Origin of the sequence: Lactiplantibacillus xiangfangensis (assembly GCF_001438845.1) — a bacterium.
Lineage (GTDB): Bacteria > Bacillota > Bacilli > Lactobacillales > Lactobacillaceae > Lactiplantibacillus > Lactiplantibacillus xiangfangensis.
In genome coordinates, this window is the sequence record NZ_JQCL01000057.1 from 282722 (window position 1) to 305983 (window position 23262).

Sequence of the window (23262 nt, forward strand, 5' to 3'; positions counted from 1 at the left end):
ATAATAGGGATAAATGATTAAAGGGGAGGATAAAAATGAAAAAATTAATGGTATTGGGGCTTACAGTTTGGAGTTGGATTATCGGAGGATATGCGAGGTGGAGTATATGAACGGGGAACCAAAAGTAAGAGTAGATACAAAATCATACTTAAAATTGAATATTAAAAGTCATATATGGCTGTTTGCGGGTGTGACACTTACAAGTATCAGTTTGGGGAATGCAAAATTATCAACGCTGAATGCTGATGCTGCGGTTTTGAATAGCCAAAATAGTGGAATAACCGAAATGGTGTCTAAAAAAAGTGGAGACAACAACACAAGTGCAGTTAATATCAAGGCTGGTGGAGCAAGTGTTAATGATGGAAACTCAAAATCGGATACCGGTATTGTAGATAGTGGTAATGAGAAGTCTACTGATGAAAAAGAAAACACTGAAACGGTGGTTTCCAGTAATGAGGAGACCAACTCAGTTAAAAATACCGATACAGCTTCTACGAAATCAAATGTGGAAAGAATGAATATAAAAACTGCTACGCAAGAAAACAGCAAGGTAGACAGTAATTCTTCTAACGATAGTATTTTAAGGGTAAATAATACAAAGGTAATATCACCAAAGACTGTTGTCAGACGAACCGCTATGGTACGCAGTGCAAATACGTCGTCCACGACAACTGTGACAGATTACAATAGCGCTACACCAATAGCTAGTAACGAAAAAGCAATTATCCCAAAGAAAAATGATAGATTAAATTCTAAATATAGTTTTATTCCAAAAGCAAATGCTAGTGGAAAAACAAAAGTTACGGCAATTGGAGATGCAATTACTAGTACGGGTACTAATCGAGTTGCGGTTAATATGAGAACATCAGCTAAGGGACAGACTGGTTTTAAATATACCAATGTTGGTTATGATGCGGTTGGTAGAAGTGTCGATATGGAATTGATCTATACAAATTGGGGACGTATGGATACTAATGATACGCCCTATATTGAAGCATATACGAACAAAATTAAGACGGATTTAGCAGGTGTTGGTTGGGCAGATGTTGAGTACCGCTTTTTAAGCAGTGATACAGAAACGCCGGTAGCGGTTTCAGGACTATTAACGTTAACAGATATTGATGGTAGTCAATCTGTTAGTTTAAATAATAAACAATGGTCCCAAATTGATAACGTTTATATTCCAGAAAGTGATGATCCAACTACTGGGAAGGTTGATAACTGGTTACGTTATGTAGCAAACGATGACTATCTAACAATTGTTTCTCCCAGTGATAATAGTGGGAATACTGATGAATATGCGATGCTAACATTTACATATACAAATCTAAGTGTAATTAATTTTCGTATTAGTAACGGTAGAACTGGTAAAAATAAAGTAGAGAATGTATGGGGCGTTAATTATATTGCACAAAAGCCACTTGCTACAGCAGTAATTGCACCTAGCATAACGGTTTCGGATGATGATCAAATTAATGTAAGTAGTAATACTTTAAGAGATGGAGAAGCTAATTACAATTATACCTTTACCCAACAGATTCCAGATGAATGGGCAGCTTTTTATTATCATGATATTTTATTCTCTGGTAAATTGCCAAGTGATACCCGACTAACGAATTATCGAGTGACTGATGAATCTGGAAATGATATCACGCCAGAATTTATAGACCAGTCGGATGGTCAGAACTTTAAATTGGGAGTTGCAACAGACTATGTTGGTAGTAAAAATTTTTACGGGCATCGCTACACAGTTAATATATCTGTAATAGCGTCGCAAGCAGATGTGATTCAAAATTTTCAAATGAAGGTAAAGACGAATATTGATGGGGATGTTCAATCCTCAAATCAAGTAATAACCGTAATTCCAAAGAAGAAGTATGTGATAACACATTATTATTTAGCTGGTACAACGACTAAAATGGCAGAAGATCAAACGGATCGGGTGATTAAGAATGATAGCTATACGACAAATTCAGTAGATATAGCTGGATACCAACAATTAGTCCCTAAAAATGTCACAGGGGTAATGGGGGACAATAATATTGTAGTGATATACCAATATTCTCCAGTGTCAATTTCGATTCCAATTGAGTATGTTGATCAAAATAAAACTCATATTTTATCTGATACGGTAATAAAGGGTAACTACGATAAGGCTTATGACGCTAGTAGTTTGGTAAAACGTATCAAAGGTTATAGCTTAGTGAAAGTAGATAATCAAAGTGGACAGTTTAAACTAGATAATTCTCCAGTTATCGTACATTATCAAGCACAAAAGGTTACTATACCGGTAATCTATGTTGATCAAAATGGAAAGTCTATTTTACCAGCTACTAGTATTACTGGTTACTATAATGACCCCTATGAAGCCAATCGTCTTTTGAAAGATGTCCATGGATACTCTTTTAAAAATGCGATTAACTCGCAAGGTCAATACCAGCTGGTTAATCCAACAATTATTTTTCACTACCAGGCATTACCGGGTTCAGTGGATGTAAAATATTTGGATTTGCATACAAATAATAATTTATCTTCTTCGAAAATCTACAATGGTTTTTATGGTGACAACTATGATTTGACGATGACAAATAAATCATTTACTGGGTATCATTTGATAAAAACTCTGGGTGGATTGACCGATTCTTTTGGAATTGGTAATAAAAGCGTTGTATACCAATTTATGCCAGATAAGGTAACAATTCATGTGAAGAATGTTACAGATTTAAATGAAACTCTTGGTGAGTATGATGTTTCCGGATATTACAATGATACGTATGAAATTCAAACACTAAAGGATTTGCCGACAGAATTGGCCTATAGCGCGACGATTGGAAGCTTACGGGGGAAATTCGGTTATACAGGGGAATCAGTTGTGAACGAGTATCGTTATTCATACGGTAATACAACCAAAAATGGAAATGGTGCATTGACAACCATTTACAGAAATGGTGATGACGATATTGTTGGGTTAGAACAGATGCATGTGGATGGTAACGAGACGTATGCTTTCTTTAATGCTGACGGTAAACTACAGGCAGGGGAGTATTCAATTGATAACAATAGTTTTGTAAATCTTTCTAACCCGATGTCAAAAGGTGACTACGTTATTCTAACTAGTATTGATGGAAGCTTTACGCGGGTTGATTACCTACAGGATGGTTCAATTTCTATTAGCAAGCAACTGAGTAGTTTAGATACGAAAGGCGATAGTGTGACCATGGCAGCTGATGGAAATTTGAGTTTCTCAACATTGCACTATAAAACTATTTCAGAAGATTTGTCTAAAAATCGACAATCTGAACTACTCCAACAAGTTTGGCCTACTGGGGAGACTGTAACAGTCAACATCAGCAGTACACCGACTTTTGCATTTGCAGATGTGTTGCATCAACTACGATTTATTGCGGATATCAAGTGCTTTGATACAGCGCAAAGTATTAATGTTGACGGGAGCAAATATCAATTTTCAAAGACCAAAGCTGGTTTATTAGTAATTCAGCAGATTAATGCAAAGGGGAAGCCAACGTATAGTAGTTATTATACGAATCAGGGACAATTGGTTAAATCTGATTATCAAATTGAAAATAAAGTTGTTGGTGGAAATAAAAGCTATGTGCTGACGAAATATACTAAATATGATCAAACGGAAAGCCTGCTAGAAATTCAGGTTGGTGGGCAAAAGATTACAATTACGTCATCATTTGGTTTGGCAACATTAAGAGTTGTTAGGTCGAATGGAACAGCGACCTTAAAACGTCGATTTAATAAAAAGGCTGCTTTTGAGTTGACCAATGGTGTTAAAGCCGTATTGGTACTAAATGACAATAGTAAATACGTATTAACGTTGACTAAGATGAGTAATGACCAAGTTATTGGTCAAACAATAGTCATTGATAAGACAGATGGTCGAATTGTTAGAGCAGACACTTTTATTGAAAGAACGAAGGTTCTGAAAAATGCAAACTATCAGAAAACTAATGGTGAAAATATGACGAACAGTAAAAATGAGCACTCTGAGAGAAGATCAATTGTTTTCAGTAAGGATAGCCCGTCAAAAATGAACTCGCAAAGCCATATAAATAAGCCACGTTCAACTGCAGAATTTCGCAGGCATCATGGAAGATTGACATTACCTAAAACGAATGAACGAAGTGGGTTAACTTTAATTTCACTTGGATTATTATCTCTAATAGTATTGCTAACAACAGTATTGAAGCGTAGACAATGATACGAAAAAAGTATTTGTGGATTTCAGGAATTGTGATGGCTTTGTGTATGGTGGTCATTATAGTAGTTTTAAATAAAAATTCCGCAACTGTTAGAGTAGCGGTTATTGATGGCGATACAGGAATCCGGACAACAAATATTAGACATAAACGATACGTTAAAGGTAGTCATTCTTCTAAAGTACATGCAGATATTGTTATCAATCGTATTTTGAAAGGATTATATCATAATAAGGATATAATCATTTATGATTACGCCGTCATGGACAGTGATGGTGGAATATCAGAAGCAAATTTTCAAAAAGCATTGATGCAAGCAAGAAAAGATCATGCACAAATCATTAATTTTTCTGGTGGATTTGACGTTACCCAAAGTTCGACTCATACATTAATAAGAAAACTTGTGAATGAAAAAGTCGTAATTGTTGCAGCAGCGGGAAACAATTATGGTGCGAATGCGGATTTTCCCGCAGATGTACCAGGAGTGGTATCAGTTGGCAGTACTGCAAACGGTACAAGGGCTGATTATTCCGCACGGGGTAAAGTAGATGTCTATTGTAATGGATCGAATATTCAATACAAAGGAAATAGGTACTACGGAACATCGTTTGCTGCGCCACAATACACTAATCGATTAGTACGGGAGCGATTAGGACATCCCAAGAAGGCAGTATGGTATTTAAATAAAAGGCTTTTGGCGAAAAAATGAATTAATTTACAGGGGAAGTTATTATGAAGCAAGTGATAAAAAAATTAGCACTGGTTATGGCGGGGATTTTGTTAACCAATTGTCTAACAGTATTCGTACCTGCAACTATTCGTGCGGAACAAGTAGGAACAACATCGGTTAATGCAAGCCATGTTCAATCAAAACGTTGGTCTGAAAGCAAAATTAGTAAGTATTTAGATCAGAAGTCAGATTTCTTTATTAAGCATGGTATGAGGTTACAAGGAGCAGAAATTGATGATAAAGGTACTACGTTGGTTTCAACGAAAAAGCTCAAAGATAATCGACATTTAGAATATATTACGATGATGCAAAATGGTTCGGCAAATCTTACAACCCGGATTATTTTGTACAAAAATAAAAGTAAAGTAAGTTGGATTGATGTTCAAAGTCATATTGCTACGACTAAGAATGGTCTTCCAGAATTAGTTTCACACGTCAGTGGCAAGACAAAAACGTATACGACACCATTAACGAATGGGCATACTTCATTTGTGCCTGCGATACCGGTCATAGCGGGTGTTGGTGCTAGTCTTGGCCCAATTGGGTGGGCCGTTGTAGGTGGTGTTGCAGCGGCTTCAGCCGGATTAGCTGCCTATCGATATTATGAGAATTCAAAGACTTATGTTGTTAGGACGCCGGTTAGATCTAAAAAAAAGTCATATAGCTCGGCTAAAGTGCGCCATGCTGCAAAAAGTATGACCAAGGCATCGGCGCATTATCGTGCAGCACGGCATTCAATTAGTAAGGTAAAATATCATACTGGCAGTCGCTTGTCTGTAAAATCAATCAGTAAAATTAACTTTGCCTTTAAGTCTATTAGAATGGGAAATGTTAATATTGGAAATTTAGGTATTCGTAAATTAAACATTCCCAATATCAACTTAAAAATCAAGCCCATCCATATTGGTAAAATCAATTTTGATATTAAACCTATACATGTGTTGAGCCGAAAAGAAGCTCGTGCGCTCAATAAAATAACTTTGGAACTCAAAAAAACTGATGTATCCTTAAAAGAAAGTAAGACACGTCTTAGCAATTATAATTTTAAAGCGTTGGCTAATATGAAATTTGATATGCCAATTTTGAAAACTACCAAAGTGGCCGTAAATCCTTTTAAATTAGATGCTAAAGCGGGGAAGATAACGATTTCGGGGCGGATTTCTGCACCAGGAACGGTTAGTCTATATGTTACTGGACAGCCAATACTTACAAAGAAAACGAATCGGGATTTTTCGTTTACAATTGATAAACAAAACGTGTTAACTAGTGATAAAACATTGTTTGGGTCATCAATCAGTCTAACGGCATCAGGTACGGGTAGCAAAAAAGTTTCATATTTTTCATCGCCAGATTTAAATATCAATCTTGATAAGCAAGGTAGCTTGATTGGTGATGCCAACTTTAAAAAAGCCATCATTGAGAGTATTCCGACGGTTACTCCTAAAATCAATAAATTTTCACCTGGGAAAAAGGTAAGGATAACTGGTACTGCCACACCAAAAGCGCGTATTTTTATAACTAAAGGAGGAAAACAGTACCATGGTACAGCCAATGCAAAGGGAAAGTATTCAGTTCCAGTTGGCCGGGTAAAGAGTGGTGGCTATGTTGAAGTGGTGTCACAACTACCGAATACGTTTAAGATTAATTATAGCCGGTCACGGACTGCTAAAAAACGTGCTAATAAGAAATCAGATAAGGCTAATATAAGACAAACAAGTCATTCGTTTGGGAAAAATTCTGAAGCAAAATATAATGGGAAGACTGGTCACTATAGAGTTGATGCAGAGCCGGATAGTAAAAAGATTCAAGTCCAATTTAATGAAGTAGAGTTTAAAAAATTGGATACCCGTATACCGTTACAAGAAGCAAAAAAACCAGAGGGAGATTTAATAATATATTTAAAGAGTGTTTTTGGGAAGAACATTAAGGATTATAAAAAACTCGCTGGCTATGTAAAAAAAGCCTTGGATTATTTATACAAGTAGAAAAGAGGGAGCAAATGCAGTCAACTATTAGATATCATCGTTCGCACCTACGTGTCTACGATGCGGAGTGGCAAGTATTAGCAAGAGAGATGTGGGATATTCCCACAACGGATACTCGGCCAGTAGAAATTAATATAAATGCGGTGGATTACGATGATTTAAACCGATATCTGTACTTTAGAGTGGGTTTGCGATTGGAAGAATATCCGGATACTGAGGCTTTTTTTGACAAAGTTCCAGTTCAAAATGCTGGTGAAAACATTGTGATACGTCCCTATCGCCATCAGCCTAAAGCAGAACTAGTAACGTATTTAAAGGAGCCACTTATGATTACGCAAAAGGCGTATTACGTTTTTGCACACTATATTATTGCGCATTTGCCGGGACAAATTAGTGAAGATGAGGGCCAAACTTGGCTAACGGCCAAGCAGTATTATCAGCGACATGCCGATGTCATTGAGCTATCAGGTGCGGAAGTTCGCAAGATCAGTCTTGAGCAGGCTGGTAAAACATCGTTAGAAGAAGAACCGTGGGATACGCCGGGCGTTATCTGGGCCTAACCACTTAATGAGTAGAATTATGGGGTGTTAATTATGCAATCAACCATTAAGTATCACAAATCACACCTACACGTCTACGATGCGGAGTGGCAAGCGTTAGCAAGAGAGATGTGGGATATTCCCGCAACGGATACACGGCCAGTTGAAGTTAATATAGGTGCTAGAGATTATGATGACTTGAATCGAGACCTATATTTCAAGATGGGTTTAAGGTTGGAGGAATACACTGATACTAAGGATTTCTTTGATAAAATTCCAGTTAGAAACGCTGCCGAAAACATTGTATTACGTCCCTATCGTCATCAGCCTAAAGCAGAACTGGTGACGGTCTTGAAAGAACCGCTAATGATCACGCAAAAGGCGTATTACGTTTTTGCACACTATCTTATTGCGCATCTACCAGGACAAATTAGCGAAGATGAGGGCCAAACTTGGCTAACGGCCAAGCAGTATTATCAGCGGCATGCCGATGTCATTGAACTATCAGGTGCGGAAGTTCGCAGAATTAGCCTCGAGCAAGCCGGCAAAACGTCAATGGCGGAGGAGCCGTGGGATACGCCGGGCGTTATCTGGGCCTAATCAGCTAACGCAGGAGTTACTTTAAGTGTTGCGCCACAAGCGTGATTAATAATGAGCTGGTCGTAGTGGACATTTAAGTTGTCACTTGCGACCAGCTTTATTATCTTTTTTGACAAATTTGCTAATTTTCAGTAGAGTAGTGGGATTGAAATGAGGTGACTACGCATGAAATACGAACAAATTTTAGTGTGTGTAGCCGTAGATGGAAAAGGACGTTTTTCCGCAAATTAATTTAAATAGGAGTCTAAATTAAATGAAAAACGTCCAAAAACAAGTTCCATCACTACTATTATTAATCACGTTGGTGGGGTTCCCACAAATCAGTGAATCAATCTTTACCCCCATCCTACCGGCACTGAGCAGTGCCTTACACGTCAGCGCCAGTCATAGTCAGCTGACTATGAGCATTTACTTCGTCGCGTTTGCCATCGGGGTCCTTTTCTGGGGCCAGTATGCGGACTACCGCGGTCGGCGTCCTGCCATGCTCGGTGGCCTTGTCTTTTATTTACTGGGCAACTTAGGGTTATTTTTAAGCCCCGGCTTTAGCTGGCTATTAGGTAGCCGCTTAGTGCAAGCGTTTGGAGCGAGTGCCGGGTCGGTCGTCACGCAAACCATCATGCGCGAAAGCTTCAGTGGCGTGCGCGGGGCGAAAGTCTTTGCGAAGGTCAGTGCTGCTATGGCGTTGTCGCCGGCACTCGGGCCATTGATCGGTGGCAGCGTGCAGACCATGTGGGGCTACCACAACGTCTTTTCTGTTTTGATCATGATGGCGGTGGCCTGCCTCTTATATGCAGGGGTCCGTTTGCCCGAAACGCGCCCGACCACGGTAAAGGTGGCTAATTGGTCGCAACAAAAATTGGTCGTTAAACGGCTGTTGAGTGACCCGGTCGTGTGGACCTACGGGATTTTAATTAGTGGGATCAATGGAATTTTGTTTAGTTATTACGCCGAAGCGCCGTTTATCTTTGAAGCGCACTTTGGTTTTTCGGCCGTCACGTATGGCAGCCTCGGTTTATTACTGGCAGCCGCCAGCTTAGGTGGTGCGCTATTAGTGAACTGGCTAGTGAATTACTGGTCACCGATGCACATTGCGTTGGGTGGGCTGATGCTCAGTAGTGTCGCAGCTGTTGGACTAGTCGTTGCGGCTAGTTTGAATCAAGTTCTCGGGATGTTGGTCGGAATTTTCGTCGTTTTCCTAGGACTAAACGTGACGTTACCCAACGCGCTCAACCGGGCCTTAATTGGTTACGAGTCCGTGATGGGAAGTGCCAGTGGCTGGTTTAGTCTCGGCTACTACTTGGCGGTCAGTGCCCTGACATACTTGATGAGCCGGTTGCATCATGGCAGTATTACGACTTTGCCCGCTTATATTCTAGGGATTTGCCTAGTGATGAGTATTGTTTACGGGTGGCTATGTCAGCGAACAGCTGCGTCACGGAGTTAAAACGGTTATTATGAACTAGATGAACACTCGCCCCCTCACCTATATTGGGTAGTGGCGAGTGTTTTTGATTGGATTAAAAATGACTTAGGCTGGGTCCCCACGGCAGAGGGCGTCACTGGCAACCGGAAGTGACAATTCCAGTTATAAATGACCACCCTTTTAGTTGACGCTCTGTTGCCTGCTTGCGTCCCATGTTAAAATCAACTAAGATAACAAAAGTCGAAAAGGGGTTCTGACATGCGTATTTTTGATTCTCATACCCATTTAAATAGTGAAGAATTTATTCAAGACGTGCCGCGCTACTTACAGCAGGCTAAAGACCTCGGTGTGGTTCGGATGGCCATCGTGGGGTCCAATACCCAGTTAAACGCCGACGCCATCAAGTTGGCGGAAACGTATTCGGAGTTAGTCGCAATCGTTGGCTGGCACCCGGAAGATTCAAAGAATTATACGAAGGCAACTGAAAAAGTTTTAATTGAACAATTGCAGAAGCCGAAAGTCGTCGCGTTAGGCGAAATTGGACTGGATTACCATTGGGATACGTCGCCTCAGGAAACCCAACGCAAGGTGTTTGCACGCCAAGTAGCCATTGCAAAGGACATGGGGCTACCGATTTCAGTGCATAACCGCGACGCCTTTGAAGATACTTACAAGATCTTAAAGGCTGCGGATATCCGTGATACTGGCGGTGTGATGCACAGCTTTAACGGTGATCCTGAATGGTTGAAGCGGTTCTTGGACCTCGGCATGCACATCTCATACAGTGGGGTGGCGTCGTTTAAGCACGCCGACGAAGTCCATGATTCCGTTAAGCTCACCCCGCTAGACAAAATGTTAGTGGAGACCGACGCGCCGTACTTGACGCCCGAACCATACCGCGGTAAGCAGAACGAACCGGCTTACACGCGTTATGTTGTTGAAGCGATTGCCAAGTTGCGGGAAACTACACCGGAAGCCATCGCAAGTCAAACTTATCAAAATGCAGAGGAATTTTTTAAGATTGAAGAAGATTAAAGAAGTGATCGTCGTTGAAGGCAAGGATGATACCAAGCGCTTAGCGTTGGCCGTCGATGCCGATACGTTAGAAACAAACGGCTCAGCGATTTCCGAAGAAACGCTGGCCCAGATTAAGCAACTCCAAGCAACGCGCGGCGTCATCGTGTTTACCGACCCAGACTTTTCTGGTGAGCGGATTCGCAAGATTATTTCCGCCAACGTTCCGGGAGTGAAGCACGCCTTTTTGCCCCGTAAAGCGGGGGTTCCCACGAAGGCGGGTGGCAGTCTCGGCGTTGAACACGCTAGTCCGGAAGCAATTCGGACGGCGCTTGCGAACCTGTACACGGAACGCGTCGATGAACCAGCTACCTTGATCAGTCAAGGTGACCTGATTCGAGCGGGTTTGTTAGCGGGGCCGCAAGCCCGTCAACGCCGCGAACAACTAGGAGAACTATTGAAGATTGGGTACGTCAATGGCAAGCAATTGCCTAAGCGGCTCCAACTTTTTCAAGTACAGCCAGACGACTTCTGGCACGCTGTTGAACAACTAACTACAGAGGTGAACAAATGAGTAAAGCTTTAGATATTGCCAACCCAGCTCGAACGCAAGCGATTATGCGTACGTACGGCTTACAAGTCAAAAAGAGTCTGGGCCAAAACTTTTTAACGGATCAAAACGTCTTACACAACATTGTTTTCACGGCGGATATCAGCCAAGAAGATAACGTGATTGAAATCGGACCCGGAATTGGGGCCCTAACGGAATACTTAGCACGGGCGGCTCACAAAGTCTTAGCCTTTGAAATTGATGACCGGCTCCTGCCTATTTTGGATGAAACGTTAGCCGACTACGATAATATCGACATCGTTAACCAGGATATTTTAAAAGTCGACTTGCCAGCGATGATCAAAGAACACCTAGAACCCGACCGTCCTTTGAAATTAGTCGCGAACTTACCGTACTACATTACGACGCCGATCTTAATGAATTTATTGGCGGGAGACGTCCGTTTTGAAAACATCGTCGTTATGATGCAAAAAGAAGTGGCGGACCGGCTTGCCGCTGAACCCGGCACTAAGGCGTACGGCGCGTTAACGATTGCCGTGCAATACCGGATGGCTGCTGAAATGGCAATGGTGGTACCACGGACCGTTTTCGTGCCGTCACCAAACGTGGATTCAGCGATTGTAAAGTTAACGGCCTTACCGCCACGGACCCACTTACCGTTTGATGAAGACGCCTTTTTCAAAGTGGTTAAGGCGGGATTTGCCCACCGGCGGAAAAACTTATGGAACAATTTACAGAGCCTTTTTGGCAAGCTCCCAGAAACCAAGGAAGCCATTCAAAAGGCCTTGGATACAGCTGAAATCGATCCTAAAATTCGGGCAGAACGGCTGACAGTGGACGAGTTTATCACCCTGACGGACGCCCTGCACCAAGCCGACTTACTTTGAGATTGGTCTGGTTATAAAATGGTTGCACATTGGAAAACCTTGTGATATAATATTGACTTTTCTATGAAAAGCTAGTATAGTAGCTTTCATGAGGAGGATTCTGAATGCCAATTTCATTAGCTGCAATTAAAGATAAACTCGACTCCCGGATCGGCCAACGTATGAAGGTCGTCGCTCAAGCGGGTCGAAAGAAAACCACTGAACGCCATGGTATCTTAAAAGAAACGTACCGTTCTGTGTTTGTTGTAGATTTAGACCAACAGGAAAACGCATTTGAACGGGTCTCCTACAGCTACACCGATGTGTTAACGAAAAACGTTCAAATCGCCTTTGAAGACGAAACAACTGAAGCTTAATTCGCGTCACGTGAATTCTCAATATTAAGACCCCCAGCAAGGTCTTTTTATTTTGCTCTGATATTAGTATAATTGTATCAAAGCAAGCTAGCACTCGTGCGAGCACGGGGATGGAAGAGGGTGAGACGCGTGCAAATCGTGGAAAAAGCGCCAGCCAAAATTAACTTAGGGTTAGATACTTTATTTGAACATCCTAATGGGGATAAGGAATGGGACATGGTGATGACGTCGGTCGATTTAGCCGACTACGTACAACTAGAGGACCTGAAAACGAACCGAATTGAGATCGTGACTGACAGTGGCTTTTTGCCCAATGATCGGCGTAACTTAGCCTTTCAGGCGGTCAGTGTCTTGAAACGGCACTACCATGTCGACCGGGGTGTGCGAATTACGATCAAAAAGGCGATTCCGGTCGCAGCGGGGTTAGGTGGCGGTTCATCGGACGCCGCGGCGGTTTTGCGCGGCCTCAACCGCATGTGGGGGTTACATTTAGACTTAGCGACGTTAGCGCGTCTGGGGCTACAGATTGATTCCGACGTCCCGTACTGCGTATTTAGCCAAACGGCCCACGTGACTGGTAAGGGCGAAATCGTCACGGCGTTACCTAAACTCCCGCCGATGTGGATCGTGTTGGCCAAGCCGAAAGTCAGCGTGTCGACGCCTAACATCTTACGGCAGGTCGACTACGATCAGCTAACGACCCATCCGAACATCGAACGGTTGTTAGCGGGTATTCAGAATCAGGATTCGGCTGAGGTTTTTGCCAATATGGGGAACGTTCTAGAACCGATCACGTCACGGCGTTACCCGGAAATTACGCAAATTAAAGAACAATTATTGAACTTTGGTGCGGACGCCGCTCAGATGAGTGGCACCGGGCCAACCGTTTTCGGCGTCTGCCGCAAGCAGTCCCGCGCACAGCGGGTTTACAATTCACTAAAGGGTTTTTGCCGCGAAGTGTATTTAGTGCGACCGGTTAATTTAGTCGAACATTAGTGGTATTAAAGCCTGGGCTGTCTCGGGCTTTTTTTTGAAAAGTCAATGAAAGCGCTTGCCGTAGGGGCGACTTTCTGTTAACAATTGAGGTGAGTCATAACAATAAAGCGGTTTATGACGTGTTACGCGGCAAATTATGATTAAATGAAGTTGAAATGAGGTGGCTAAGATGAAACAGACAACGAAATTAGGATTAAAATTAGCCGGCGTTGTGGGTGCTGCGACTTATGCCGGTTCATTAGTCGGTGGCGTGTTGGCCTATAAGATGGCGATGCACGTTAGCGATGCGCAAAAGAGTCGGGGACAGGAATTATCACGCTCTGAAAACACCGAAATTGAAAACTTTTGGTATGAAAAGCAACCCCAACAAGAGTGGGTGATCCAGTCGTTTGACGGGTTAAACTTGGTAGCCACCTATATTCCTAACCCGAAGACGGTGGGCCGGCTAGTGATTTTGGCACACGGCCTCGGCCATTCACGGGAGCAAATGATTCCGTACGCCCGGATCTTTATGAGCTTGGGCTATGACGTCTTAATGCCGGATGCCCGGGCATTTGGTGACAGTGAAGGGCACACGATTGGTTACGGCTGGCTTGACCGTTTGGACTATGAGCGGTGGATCACGGTGGCTTTGAATCAGTTGGGGGACGACGTTGAGATCGTCTTGATGGGCATTTCAATGGGCGCCGCAACCGTCATGGCCACGAGTGGTGAACCGCTACCCGAAAACGTGAAGGCCATTATTGAAGATAGTGGGTACGTGGACCTGTATGATGAGGCGAAGTATCGCTTGACGCATAAATTCCATTTGCCGGCTTACCCAATCATGCCCGTCGCCAACTTGATTGCAAATCGGCGCGCGGGGTACGCCTTTAAAGACGGCCGCATCTTACACCAAGTTGCCATCAGTGGGTTACCGATCCTAATGATTCACGGGTCCCGCGATAAAACGGTGCCGGTGCGCAACGCACATCAATTATACGATCAATTGCCACAACAAAAAGAACTCTATATTGACCCGGATGCCGCCCACGTGCAGGCGATTCGAACCCACCCTGACCGTTATCAGGAAGTGGTCGATGAGTTTTTACGTGAAGAAGCCGGGCTAAGTGGAAACGGAGAAGGATAATGTCAACACCAATTAACATTCTAGTGACCTTAGATGCGGGCTATTTACCGCCACTGAAAGTGATGCTATGGTCGCTAGCTGCCAATAATCGCAACCAGGACTTTCACATTTGGTTAGTACACGAAAAGCTGACCGCGACCCAGATTGAAGAAGTGCGGGACTTGACCGATGCGCTGGGATGGAAACTGACGGCGTTAACGACTAAAATCGATCTGACGGACCAGCCGGCGCTGATCAAACGCTACCCGCCAGCCATGTATTTTCGGTTACTCTGTGGGCAGGTGTTGCCCGCCGACGTGCACCGGATGATTTACTTAGATCCCGATATTATCGTCATCAACGACATCACGCCGTTGTGGGAACTCGACTTGCAAGGCAACATGTTAGCTGCGGCCGCACACCGCGGTGTGACTAAGCTAGTTGATAATGTGAACCAGCTGCGGTTAGGGACCACGACGAGTTACTTCAATTCGGGCGTCTTAGTCATCGATGTGGACCAGGCTCGCGAGAAGATTCACTTGTCAGACATTACGGCGGCCATTGAGACTTACCACGATTATTTGATCTTACCGGATCAAGACGTGCTGAACTTCTTATACGGTGAAACAATCTTGGAAATCGATGAAGAAGTCTGGAACTACGACACCCGGAAGTACTTGGTGTACCAGACACGGACACTGAGTAAGCACGATATTCACTGGGTGATGCGCCACACCCGCATTTTACATTATTGTGGTACGCCGAAACCGTGGGACGCGACTAGTGATAGTAAATTTACGAGTTTATTTTTAAATTATCAACAACAAGTCCAACGCTTACTGGCCGATTTAAAGCCAACGGAAGCGTAACCAAAAACACGTGATCTTTTGATCGCGTGTTTTTTAGTGTCGGCATTCTATTGACAAATGGGCCGGTTCAGGTAAACTAAAATAGTAATCATTACTATTTACTTTTTGAGATGGGGGTAGTGAAATGACGGAACCCTTAATTGCCGTCCAACATTTGGAAATTGCGTTTCCAAATAATCAGGTCTTTAAAGATCTAAATTTTGATATTCAACGCGGAGATTTTTTAACGGTCATTGGTGAAAATGGTGTCGGGAAGACGACTTTGATCCGAGCTTTGCTAGGAATGGTGAAACCAGCGGCGGGCCAGATCAAGTATTATCCGAATAAAAAGGCCATTCGTGTGGGCTACGTGCCACAGTTTCGGAACCTTGACCAGGAATATCCGTTAACCATTGAAGACTTCGTTAGTTTAAACTTACGCGGTTGGCGCCCGTGGTTGTCCAAGGCGGAACGGCGCCAGGTCGAAACGGCCATGGCGGTGACGAACGTAAAAAAAATTCGCCAGCGGCCACTCGGCATGGCTTCGGGTGGCGAAAAGCAGCGTGCTTACTTGGCACAAGCCATCGTCGAACAGCCGCAACTTTTGATCTTAGATGAATCAACGGCCAGTCTGGATAACGAAATGAAGTATGAACTGCTCGATCTCGTGCAGAACCTCAACCAGACGAGTGACATCACGGTTTTCTTTGTGACTCATGACTTACCGTTGGCTAAGCAGTACGCCAAACATTACTTAGCTTTGAAGCCGGGCCAACAACAATTCGGCAACATTGCGGATATGTCGGTCGAAGCGCTGAAGGAGGTTACCAATGTTAGCGATGTTTAGTTTAGCGTTTATGCGTAACGCCTACTTGGCCGGAACGTTTATTGCCATTATCTGTGGCACGATTGGCGTCTTCGTCATTGCCCGGAACCTGTCATTTTTGACCCATACCTTGTCCGAAATCGGCTTTGCCGGTGCGGCGTTTGGGATCTTTATGGGTTGGACCGCGCTGAGTGGGATGTTGATTTTTACCGTAGTGAGCTCGGTCATTGTCGGTCAAATGAGTGTGAAACAGTCACGGCGTGAGGCGTCGATCTCCGCCATTTCCGCCTTGTTTATTGGACTCGGAATCTTATTTCTATCCTTGTCTAATCAAACGTCCAGTTATGCCACCAGTATCTTATTCGGGAGTGTGATTGGGATTGCCAATACCGATGTGTTACGGGTCGCTTTACTCTCCGGGATTGTGTTACTAGCCATGCTAGGACTCTACCGGCCGTTGAAGTTTGATTCGTTTGACGCCATTGGGGCCCGGGTCAGCGGGCTATGGACCACGGCGATTTCCGTGGTATTTCTAGTCCTGGTGGCGATGAGTGTTAGTGTGGCCGCTCAGATCGTGGGATCACTGTTGATTTTTATCTTATTGACGTTACCCGCAGCGGCCGCACGGTACTTTGTCCACACGGTCAGCAAGATGATCTTCTTATCAATTGGTTTTGCCCTCGTTGGGGTGTGGGTCGGGTTGTATCTGAGTTATTTGACCAACCTACCCGTCAGTTTCTTTATCGCTTCAATTGAATGTGTCTTTTACTTCGCTGCGTTGGGGTATCAACGCATTCACGTCGGTAGTTAATCCTTAAAAATAAGCGTCGTTCAGTTTTAGGCTGAACGGCGTTTTTATGTGAGTAAAAGGAAAAACATCCGTTAATTAACAATCGGCTAGTACCTGAGTATCACTTTTTTTATTGTTCCTTTTTTAGGGGCGAAAAAAGTCGTTCGAGCCGAATTAAAACGTAAATCTTAAGAAATTCCGATGGTTCGCTAAAAAGATTGTAAAAAACTACCTTATTCCCGAACGTTTGTGTTATCATTTTGCATAGACTTTAAAAAAGATGATTTAGGTTGAGGTGGAAACATGAAAGTACGTAGAAGCGAACGTTTAATCGATATGACGCGCTATTTATTGGAACGTCCCCATACGTTAGTCTCACTGACGTATTTTGCGGAACGGTATGAATCGGCAAAGTCTTCTATTAGTGAAGATTTGACGATCTTGAAGAAGGTTTTTCAATCCCGCGGAACGGGTATTTTGGAGACCATTCCCGGTGCTGCCGGTGGGGCGCGCTTTATTCCTTACATTTTAAAGGACGAAGCACAAACATTTATCGACGAAATGGCGGATAAAGTTGCTGACAAGAGCCGGGTTTTACCTGGGGGCTACATCTACTTATCCGATATTTTGGGACAACCGAATATTTTACGCCAAGTTGGTCGGGTCATTGCCACGCAATACTTGAATCAAAAAATTGACGCCGTGATGACGGTTGCGACTAAGGGGATTCCGATTGCACAAAGCGTTGCAACGTACCTTAACGTGCCATTTGTCATCGTCCGTAACGATTCTAAGATTACGGAAGGGTCAACGGTCAGTGTGAACTACGTCTCTGGATCATCTGAACGGATTAAGAAAATGGAACTTTCAAAGCGGAGTTTAACGGAAGGGGCTAACGTCTTAATCGTGGATGATTTCATGAAGGGCGGCGGTACCATTAACGGGATGAAGACCTTGATTGAAGAATTCGACGCAAACTTAATCGGCATCACCGTATTTGCGGAAGCCGCCTTTACGGGCAACCGGTTGATTGATGACTATACCTCTTTACTCCAAGTCACTAATGTGAATGATAGTGATAAAGCCATTAAAGTCGAACCAGGTAACTATCTGGAAAAGGTTTTTGGTGCGGAAGCTTAAGCACATGTGTCACCCATACCAATTTTTTGGTATGATGGACTTATCTAAGGACTAAGGAGAAATTTCGAATGACAACCAAAAATGCAATCATCATGGCCGCTGGTAAAGGGACCCGGATGAAATCCAAGTTAGTCAAAGTACTGCATAAAGTTTGCGGTAAATCAATGGTCGACCACGTGCTGACCCAAGTTGAAGCCACCCACATGGACAATATTGTCACCATCGTGGGCCACGGCGCAACCGATGTTGAAGCGGCGCTGGGCGACCGAACCAAGTATGCGGCACAGACCGAACAACTCGGTACTGGCCACGCCGTTTTACAAGCGGAACCTTTATTGAAGAACGCCGATGGGATGACGCTAATCGTTAGCGGTGATACCCCATTGTTCCGCGCGGAAACGTTCCAAGAATTATTTGAATATCATCAAGCGAAGGGTGCCGCAGGGACTGTTTTGACCTCGGAAGCCCCAGACCCACAAGGCTACGGTCGCGTGGTTCGTAATCACTTGGGCATCGTCGAAAAGATCGTGGAACAAAAAGATGCTTCGAAAGAAGAACAAGAAATCCACGAAATCAACACTGGTGTTTATTGCTTTGATAACAAGAAGTTATTCGAAGCCTTGCACAAAGTGACGAACGATAACGCTCAAGGTGAGTACTACTTGACCGATGTGATTCAAATTATGAAGGATCAAGGCGACGTGGTTGCGGCTTACCGGATGTCTGACTTTGACGAATCCATGGGTGTCAATACGCGTTCCGCATTAGCACAAGCAACCAAAGTGATGCAAAAGCGGATCAACGAAGCTCACATGGAAAACGGAGTCTCCATTATCAATCCGGAAGACACGTACATCGATGCTGGTGTTAAAATTGGCGCGGATACGATTATCGAACCCGGTGTTTTAATCAAGGGTCACACGACAATCGGTGAAGATTGCTTTATTGGTGCTCATTCTGAAATCCATGATATGGTCATTGAAGACCGTGTCCGGGTAACGGCTTCCTTCTTAGAAGACTCAATCATGCACGCGGACAGCAACATTGGCCCTTACAGCCACTTACGTCCTCAAGCTGAAATTGGTGAACACGTTCACTTAGGTAACTTTGTGGAAGTGAAGAAAGCCCAAATTGGCGCGCGGACTAAGGTCGGTCATTTAACTTACGTTGGTGACGCAACGCTTGGTAAGGACATTAACGTTGGTTGTGGGGTTGTGTTCATCAATTACGATGGCGTCAACAAACACCATACCAATGTTGGTGACTCTGCCTTTATCGGTAGCAATTCTAATATTATTGCCCCCGTTGAAGTTGCGGACCATTCCTTCATCGCTGCCGGCTCCACGATCACGGATGACGTTGATTTCCACGACATGGCCATTGCCCGTGCCCGTCAAACCAACAAACCTGATTACTGGAAGAAATTACCACACGAACCAGAAAATAAATAAGCTTTCATTTAGCTAAAAGCCTAGGGGTATCTTATCCTAGGCTTTTTTTTGCTTCCGGCGGTTAAACGAATCCGTTTATGATGGCTGGCCGGTCATTAAAGAATGAAAATCAGTGATGGAAAGAATTTAAGGGCGGTCAGTGATTAAAGCTATCTTTTGCATGAAAGTTCGGGTTCATTGCCGTCATTAATTTCATTTAAACCGTTAATTGCACGTCAGATCGGGATTTGCGTCGTGAACTGGCTGGTAGCGCTAACAGTCGGATAAGTCGGTCACGATGCTTAAACCCGAAGTTTTGATTGGTCGGACTCACGAAACTTTAATTTTTAGGCGGTAATGGCCGGCTTAAAGCCGAAAGACGCGCCTCCAGCCCAGTCTAGCGCAATTTATAACCGTCACAGGGCTTGATTTTCCTACCTAAAATGCCTATTATTTAGTAAGTAATAAATTTTCGAATGGAGGAAATTATGTCAGAACAGTATTTTGATCCAAAGTTAAAGATTTTTGCTTTGAATTCAAATAAACCATTGGCAGAAAAGATTGCGGACGCCGTTGGGGTTAAATTAGGTAAGACCTCGGTTGATCGCTTTAGCGACGGCGAAATTCGCATTAACATTGAGGAAAGTATTCGTGGTGACCAAGTGTACATCATTCAATCAACTTCCGCTCCCGTTAATGATAATTTGATGGAATTGTTGATTATGATCGACGCGTTACGGCGTGCCAGTGCCAAGACCATTAACGTGGTTATTCCTTACTATGGTTATGCACGGCAAGATCGTAAAGCCCGTTCTCGCGAACCAATTACCGCTAAGTTAGTTGCTAACATGCTGGAAACCGCTGGTGCAACTCGGATCTTAGCCCTTGATCTTCACGCGGCTCAAATCCAAGGTTTCTTCGATATCCCATTGGACCACTTAATGGGTGCGCCACTGTTGGCTGACTACTTCTTAACTCACCATTTGGCTGAAAACGCAGTTGTCGTTTCACCTGACCATGGTGGTGTGACCCGGGCCCGTAAATTGGCCGAATTCTTAAAGGCACCAATTGCCATCATTGATAAGCGTCGTCCACGGGCGAACGTTGCTGAAGTGATGAACATTATTGGGGACGTTAAGGGTAAACGGGCCATTATGATTGATGATATGATCGATACGGCCGGAACGATTACTTTAGGCGCACAAGCCTTAGTCGATGCCGGTGCAACCGATGTCTACGCTAGCTGTACCCACCCGGTACTTTCTGGTCCAGCCATCGAACGGATCGAAAAGTCACCAATCAAGAAGTTAATTGTAACTGACTCAATCGCTTTACCAGCTGAAAAACAGATCGATAAGATCGAACAAGTTTCCGTTGGTCAATTGATGGGTCAAGCAATTAAATTTATCCATGAAAATAAACCGGTTAGTCCGTTGTTCAAGAATCGTTTCCACAACGAAGAAAACTAACACTGCTTTTAAGGCGTCGGGTTGGATCGTCCAACCGGCGTCTTTTTGTGACCAGTCAAATAAACTGGTCTCATAGGTAAAAATGATTACAATGGAAATTGAAAGGGGGCTCAGCCGTGGATTCATTTTATTGGGGCAGTTTGGCATTGGTTGGTGCCGTGACGTTGCAATTAACAGATCGGCGGCACTGGCTAACGGGTCACTTATTTTTATTTGCCATCGGGGCGTTCATGTTGGCAGCCTATCACCGGTTTAGTGCGCAGGCCAGTCCGCTTTGGCAATTGATCATCGTCGGTCTAAAAATTTTGGCCTATGTTTTACTACCCATCATTATTTTCGTGGTTGCGGTTAGCTTTGTCCGCTACAGCTACCGCTTGATTCGAAAAGAAGGGTGGCATTTCCATTACAGCTTATTAGCGATTGTGGGCACGTTACTCATCTTAATGCTGGGACTATCCGTTGTTAATTATGAACAGTGGCAGAACAAGCCGTTATGGCAATTATTGGGATTAGCATTATTATTGACGGGATTTTTTGCCTTTAGTTTTTTGGCTTACTTGATAGCCTGCTTGACGACCCGACTAGGCCGGCCCCGCAAGATTGATCATATCATTGTCTTAGGAGCTGGTTTGATGCCGGATGGGCGGCCGACGCGAACCCTGAGTTACCGGTTGAAAACCGCTGCAAAGTTTTATCACGCTCAACGGACGAAGTATCATGAACCGGTGACAATCGTCGTTTCTGGTGGCCAGGGCAGTGATGAAGTTGTCGCTGAAAGTACGGCGATGCGGCGGTACTTAGTTGCCATCGGGGTGCCGCGTGACGCGATTCAAGAAGAGAACCAGTCGACGTCGACGCAGGAAAACTTGCGCTATTCCCACGCGCTAATGGTGCGGAAGAATCCGTTCTACCGTGCGGTGATGGTGACGAGTGACTACCACGTCTTGCGCGCCAATATTTTGGCCCGGCAATTATCATTAAACTTAACGGGTATCGGGGCGCGGACGCCGTGGTACTATTTACCATTTGCGATGTTTCGGGAGTACTTAGCGTTGATCTTAATGTATCGTTGGACGAACCTGGTCGCCGTGCTCGGAATCGCGGTCTGGTACGTCACGGTGTTAGTAAGGTTAGTTTAAATAGAAACGGCTACCGATAATTAAAATTAGTTTTTTTGCGGTTAATGTTATAATGGACGGAGTAAAAGGAGGGGTTTGCCGTGGATCATGCCTATCGAGCACCTTGGCGCCTGATTTTGATCGCCCTGATTGGACTAGTGACGTTATCGGGATGTGCAAAAACGACCGGTGGCGCAACTGCAAGTTCAGCGACGACCGCCGACAGTTCCGGCGCCGTTTTAACTAAAGCTGATCAGCAAATTTCACAACAAAAGATTTCCGCCGCACGCCAAACGTTGGAGCGGGCAACCGCCCCAACCAAAGCGGTTAAAAACTTAGCGACTGGACTAAAATATTACCAGGACGCAGAAGAAGCCTTGAAAGATAACCAACTTAGTTTGGCTAAGGGTTATTTTCAAACGTTAAACGATTATCAAGGGACAACGGATGAGACCTTCATTGCAGCCCGCCGCAAACTAGTCCGGCAGTATCAAGCTGTCAAGCTAGCTAATGGTTATTATAATGCAGCGCGTGACGACTTAAGTATGCACGATTTGTCGGAAGCTAAAGCAAATATTGATAAATTGGATCGGTTGGATGCAATTCATCCTATTATTAAGAAGTTACAAGAAAACGCGTTGGATATGAAGCAAGCCATCATGAACTATGAAGCTTCACAATCAACGAGTTCAGGCAGTGCCAGCTCGACCGTGACGAGCAGTAGTAGCAGTACGTCGTCAGCGACGAGTTCTGATAGTCAGTCGAGCGCGACTAGCAGCGATAGCAGTTCTGCTGCGAACGGCTCATCAACGGCGACGAGTTCCGCCGACAGTAGCAGTAGTAACGACAGTGACTTGACGACTGCGGACATTATTAAGCAGTTCCAAGATGCTGCGGGTGGCTCGTTTGCGAACGACACTGAGTTTGATATCACTAAAAAGACAAGTACGTATTACCAGATTGACGTGATTCCCGCTGCGAACGCGAAGGATTCCAGTACTGAAACGTATCGGTACTATCCAGACAGTGGTCAGGTCACGAAGTTAGACGCCTCAACTGGGGAATTTAATTAAGTTTTCAGGCATTAAAAATAGTGCGTTGCTAAATCAATACGATTTAGCAACGCACTATTTTTTTACGGACTAAAGAAGGCTCAGTTATTCAATCAATTTAGATTATCAATAACAGAAAGATCGTGTTTAGCGA

At 43.9% G+C, this 23262-nt stretch carries 20 protein-coding genes; all 20 read left to right on the forward strand.

Going from position 1 to position 23262, the window contains the following annotated elements; genetic code table 11:
* Positions 1 to 13 precede the first annotated feature (13 nt).
* A complete protein-coding gene (locus IV64_RS06900; protein ID WP_057706526.1) occupies positions 14 to 4228 on the forward strand; it encodes a MucBP domain-containing protein in 4215 nt (1404 codons plus the stop codon).
* Positions 4225 to 4935 (forward strand): S8 family peptidase, encoded by a 711-nt coding sequence (locus tag IV64_RS06905; RefSeq protein ID WP_057706527.1) that lies wholly within the window; start codon positions 4225 to 4227, stop codon positions 4933 to 4935. The genes IV64_RS06900 and IV64_RS06905 overlap by 4 nt, the downstream gene beginning before the upstream one ends.
* 23 nt (positions 4936 to 4958) lie before the next feature.
* Entirely contained in the window at positions 4959 to 6941 is a 1983-nt protein-coding gene (locus tag IV64_RS06910) for a hypothetical protein (RefSeq protein WP_057706528.1), read from the forward strand.
* Positions 6942 to 6955: 14 nt separating this feature from the next.
* The gene (locus IV64_RS06915; RefSeq protein ID WP_057706529.1) at positions 6956 to 7501 is read left to right on the forward strand and encodes a hypothetical protein; all 546 of its coding nucleotides are present in this window, start codon (positions 6956 to 6958) and stop codon (positions 7499 to 7501) included.
* Between the two features lie 33 nt (positions 7502 to 7534).
* Positions 7535 to 8080: a hypothetical protein gene (locus IV64_RS06920; RefSeq protein ID WP_057706530.1), complete on the forward strand. Its 546-nt coding sequence runs from the start codon at positions 7535 to 7537 to the stop codon at positions 8078 to 8080.
* A 253-nt stretch (positions 8081 to 8333) separates the two neighbouring features.
* Positions 8334 to 9524 (forward strand): multidrug effflux MFS transporter, encoded by a 1191-nt coding sequence (locus IV64_RS06925; RefSeq protein WP_057706531.1) that lies wholly within the window; start codon positions 8334 to 8336, stop codon positions 9522 to 9524.
* A 237-nt stretch (positions 9525 to 9761) separates the two neighbouring features.
* Positions 9762 to 10538 (forward strand): TatD family hydrolase, encoded by a 777-nt coding sequence (locus tag IV64_RS06930; RefSeq protein WP_057706532.1) that lies wholly within the window; start codon positions 9762 to 9764, stop codon positions 10536 to 10538.
* On the forward strand, positions 10525 to 11091 hold the full coding sequence (rnmV, locus tag IV64_RS06935; protein WP_057706533.1) for a ribonuclease M5: 567 nt from the start codon (positions 10525 to 10527) through the stop codon (positions 11089 to 11091). Before IV64_RS06930 ends, rnmV begins: the two co-directional genes overlap by 14 nt.
* Positions 11088 to 11975, forward strand: coding sequence for a 16S rRNA (adenine(1518)-N(6)/adenine(1519)-N(6))-dimethyltransferase RsmA (gene rsmA / locus IV64_RS06940; RefSeq protein WP_057706534.1), 888 nt, complete (start codon positions 11088 to 11090; stop codon positions 11973 to 11975). The genes rnmV and rsmA overlap by 4 nt, the downstream gene beginning before the upstream one ends.
* A gap of 104 nt (positions 11976 to 12079) precedes the next feature.
* On the forward strand, positions 12080 to 12331 hold the full coding sequence (locus IV64_RS06945; protein WP_057706535.1) for a Veg family protein: 252 nt from the start codon (positions 12080 to 12082) through the stop codon (positions 12329 to 12331).
* A gap of 129 nt (positions 12332 to 12460) precedes the next feature.
* Positions 12461 to 13327, forward strand: a complete 867-nt coding sequence (ispE, locus tag IV64_RS06950; protein ID WP_057706536.1) for a 4-(cytidine 5'-diphospho)-2-C-methyl-D-erythritol kinase — start codon at positions 12461 to 12463, stop codon at positions 13325 to 13327.
* Between the two features lie 169 nt (positions 13328 to 13496).
* Positions 13497 to 14456, forward strand: a complete 960-nt coding sequence (locus tag IV64_RS06955) for an alpha/beta hydrolase (protein ID WP_057706537.1) — start codon at positions 13497 to 13499, stop codon at positions 14454 to 14456.
* A complete protein-coding gene (locus tag IV64_RS06960) occupies positions 14456 to 15304 on the forward strand; it encodes a glycosyltransferase family 8 protein (RefSeq protein WP_057706538.1) in 849 nt (282 codons plus the stop codon). Before IV64_RS06955 ends, IV64_RS06960 begins: the two co-directional genes overlap by 1 nt.
* Positions 15305 to 15428: 124 nt before the next feature.
* Positions 15429 to 16130 (forward strand): metal ABC transporter ATP-binding protein, encoded by a 702-nt coding sequence (locus IV64_RS06965; RefSeq protein WP_057706539.1) that lies wholly within the window; start codon positions 15429 to 15431, stop codon positions 16128 to 16130.
* Positions 16123 to 16920, forward strand: coding sequence for a metal ABC transporter permease (locus IV64_RS06970; protein WP_057706604.1), 798 nt, complete (start codon positions 16123 to 16125; stop codon positions 16918 to 16920). Before IV64_RS06965 ends, IV64_RS06970 begins: the two co-directional genes overlap by 8 nt.
* Positions 16921 to 17202: 282 nt before the next feature.
* Entirely contained in the window at positions 17203 to 18039 is an 837-nt protein-coding gene (purR, locus tag IV64_RS06975) for a pur operon repressor (RefSeq protein ID WP_057706540.1), read from the forward strand.
* A 68-nt stretch (positions 18040 to 18107) separates the two neighbouring features.
* On the forward strand, positions 18108 to 19490 hold the full coding sequence (gene glmU, locus IV64_RS06980; protein WP_057706541.1) for a bifunctional UDP-N-acetylglucosamine diphosphorylase/glucosamine-1-phosphate N-acetyltransferase GlmU: 1383 nt from the start codon (positions 18108 to 18110) through the stop codon (positions 19488 to 19490).
* Positions 19491 to 19957: 467 nt separating this feature from the next.
* Positions 19958 to 20938: a ribose-phosphate diphosphokinase gene (locus IV64_RS06985; protein WP_057706542.1), complete on the forward strand. Its 981-nt coding sequence runs from the start codon at positions 19958 to 19960 to the stop codon at positions 20936 to 20938.
* Positions 20939 to 21054: 116 nt separating this feature from the next.
* Positions 21055 to 22077, forward strand: a complete 1023-nt coding sequence (locus IV64_RS06990; RefSeq protein WP_057706543.1) for a YdcF family protein — start codon at positions 21055 to 21057, stop codon at positions 22075 to 22077.
* Positions 22078 to 22157: 80 nt separating this feature from the next.
* Positions 22158 to 23129 carry a hypothetical protein gene (locus tag IV64_RS06995; RefSeq protein WP_057706544.1) on the forward strand — a complete coding sequence of 324 codons (972 nt, stop codon included), beginning with the start codon at positions 22158 to 22160 and terminating at the stop codon, positions 23127 to 23129.
* Positions 23130 to 23262 lie beyond the last annotated feature (133 nt).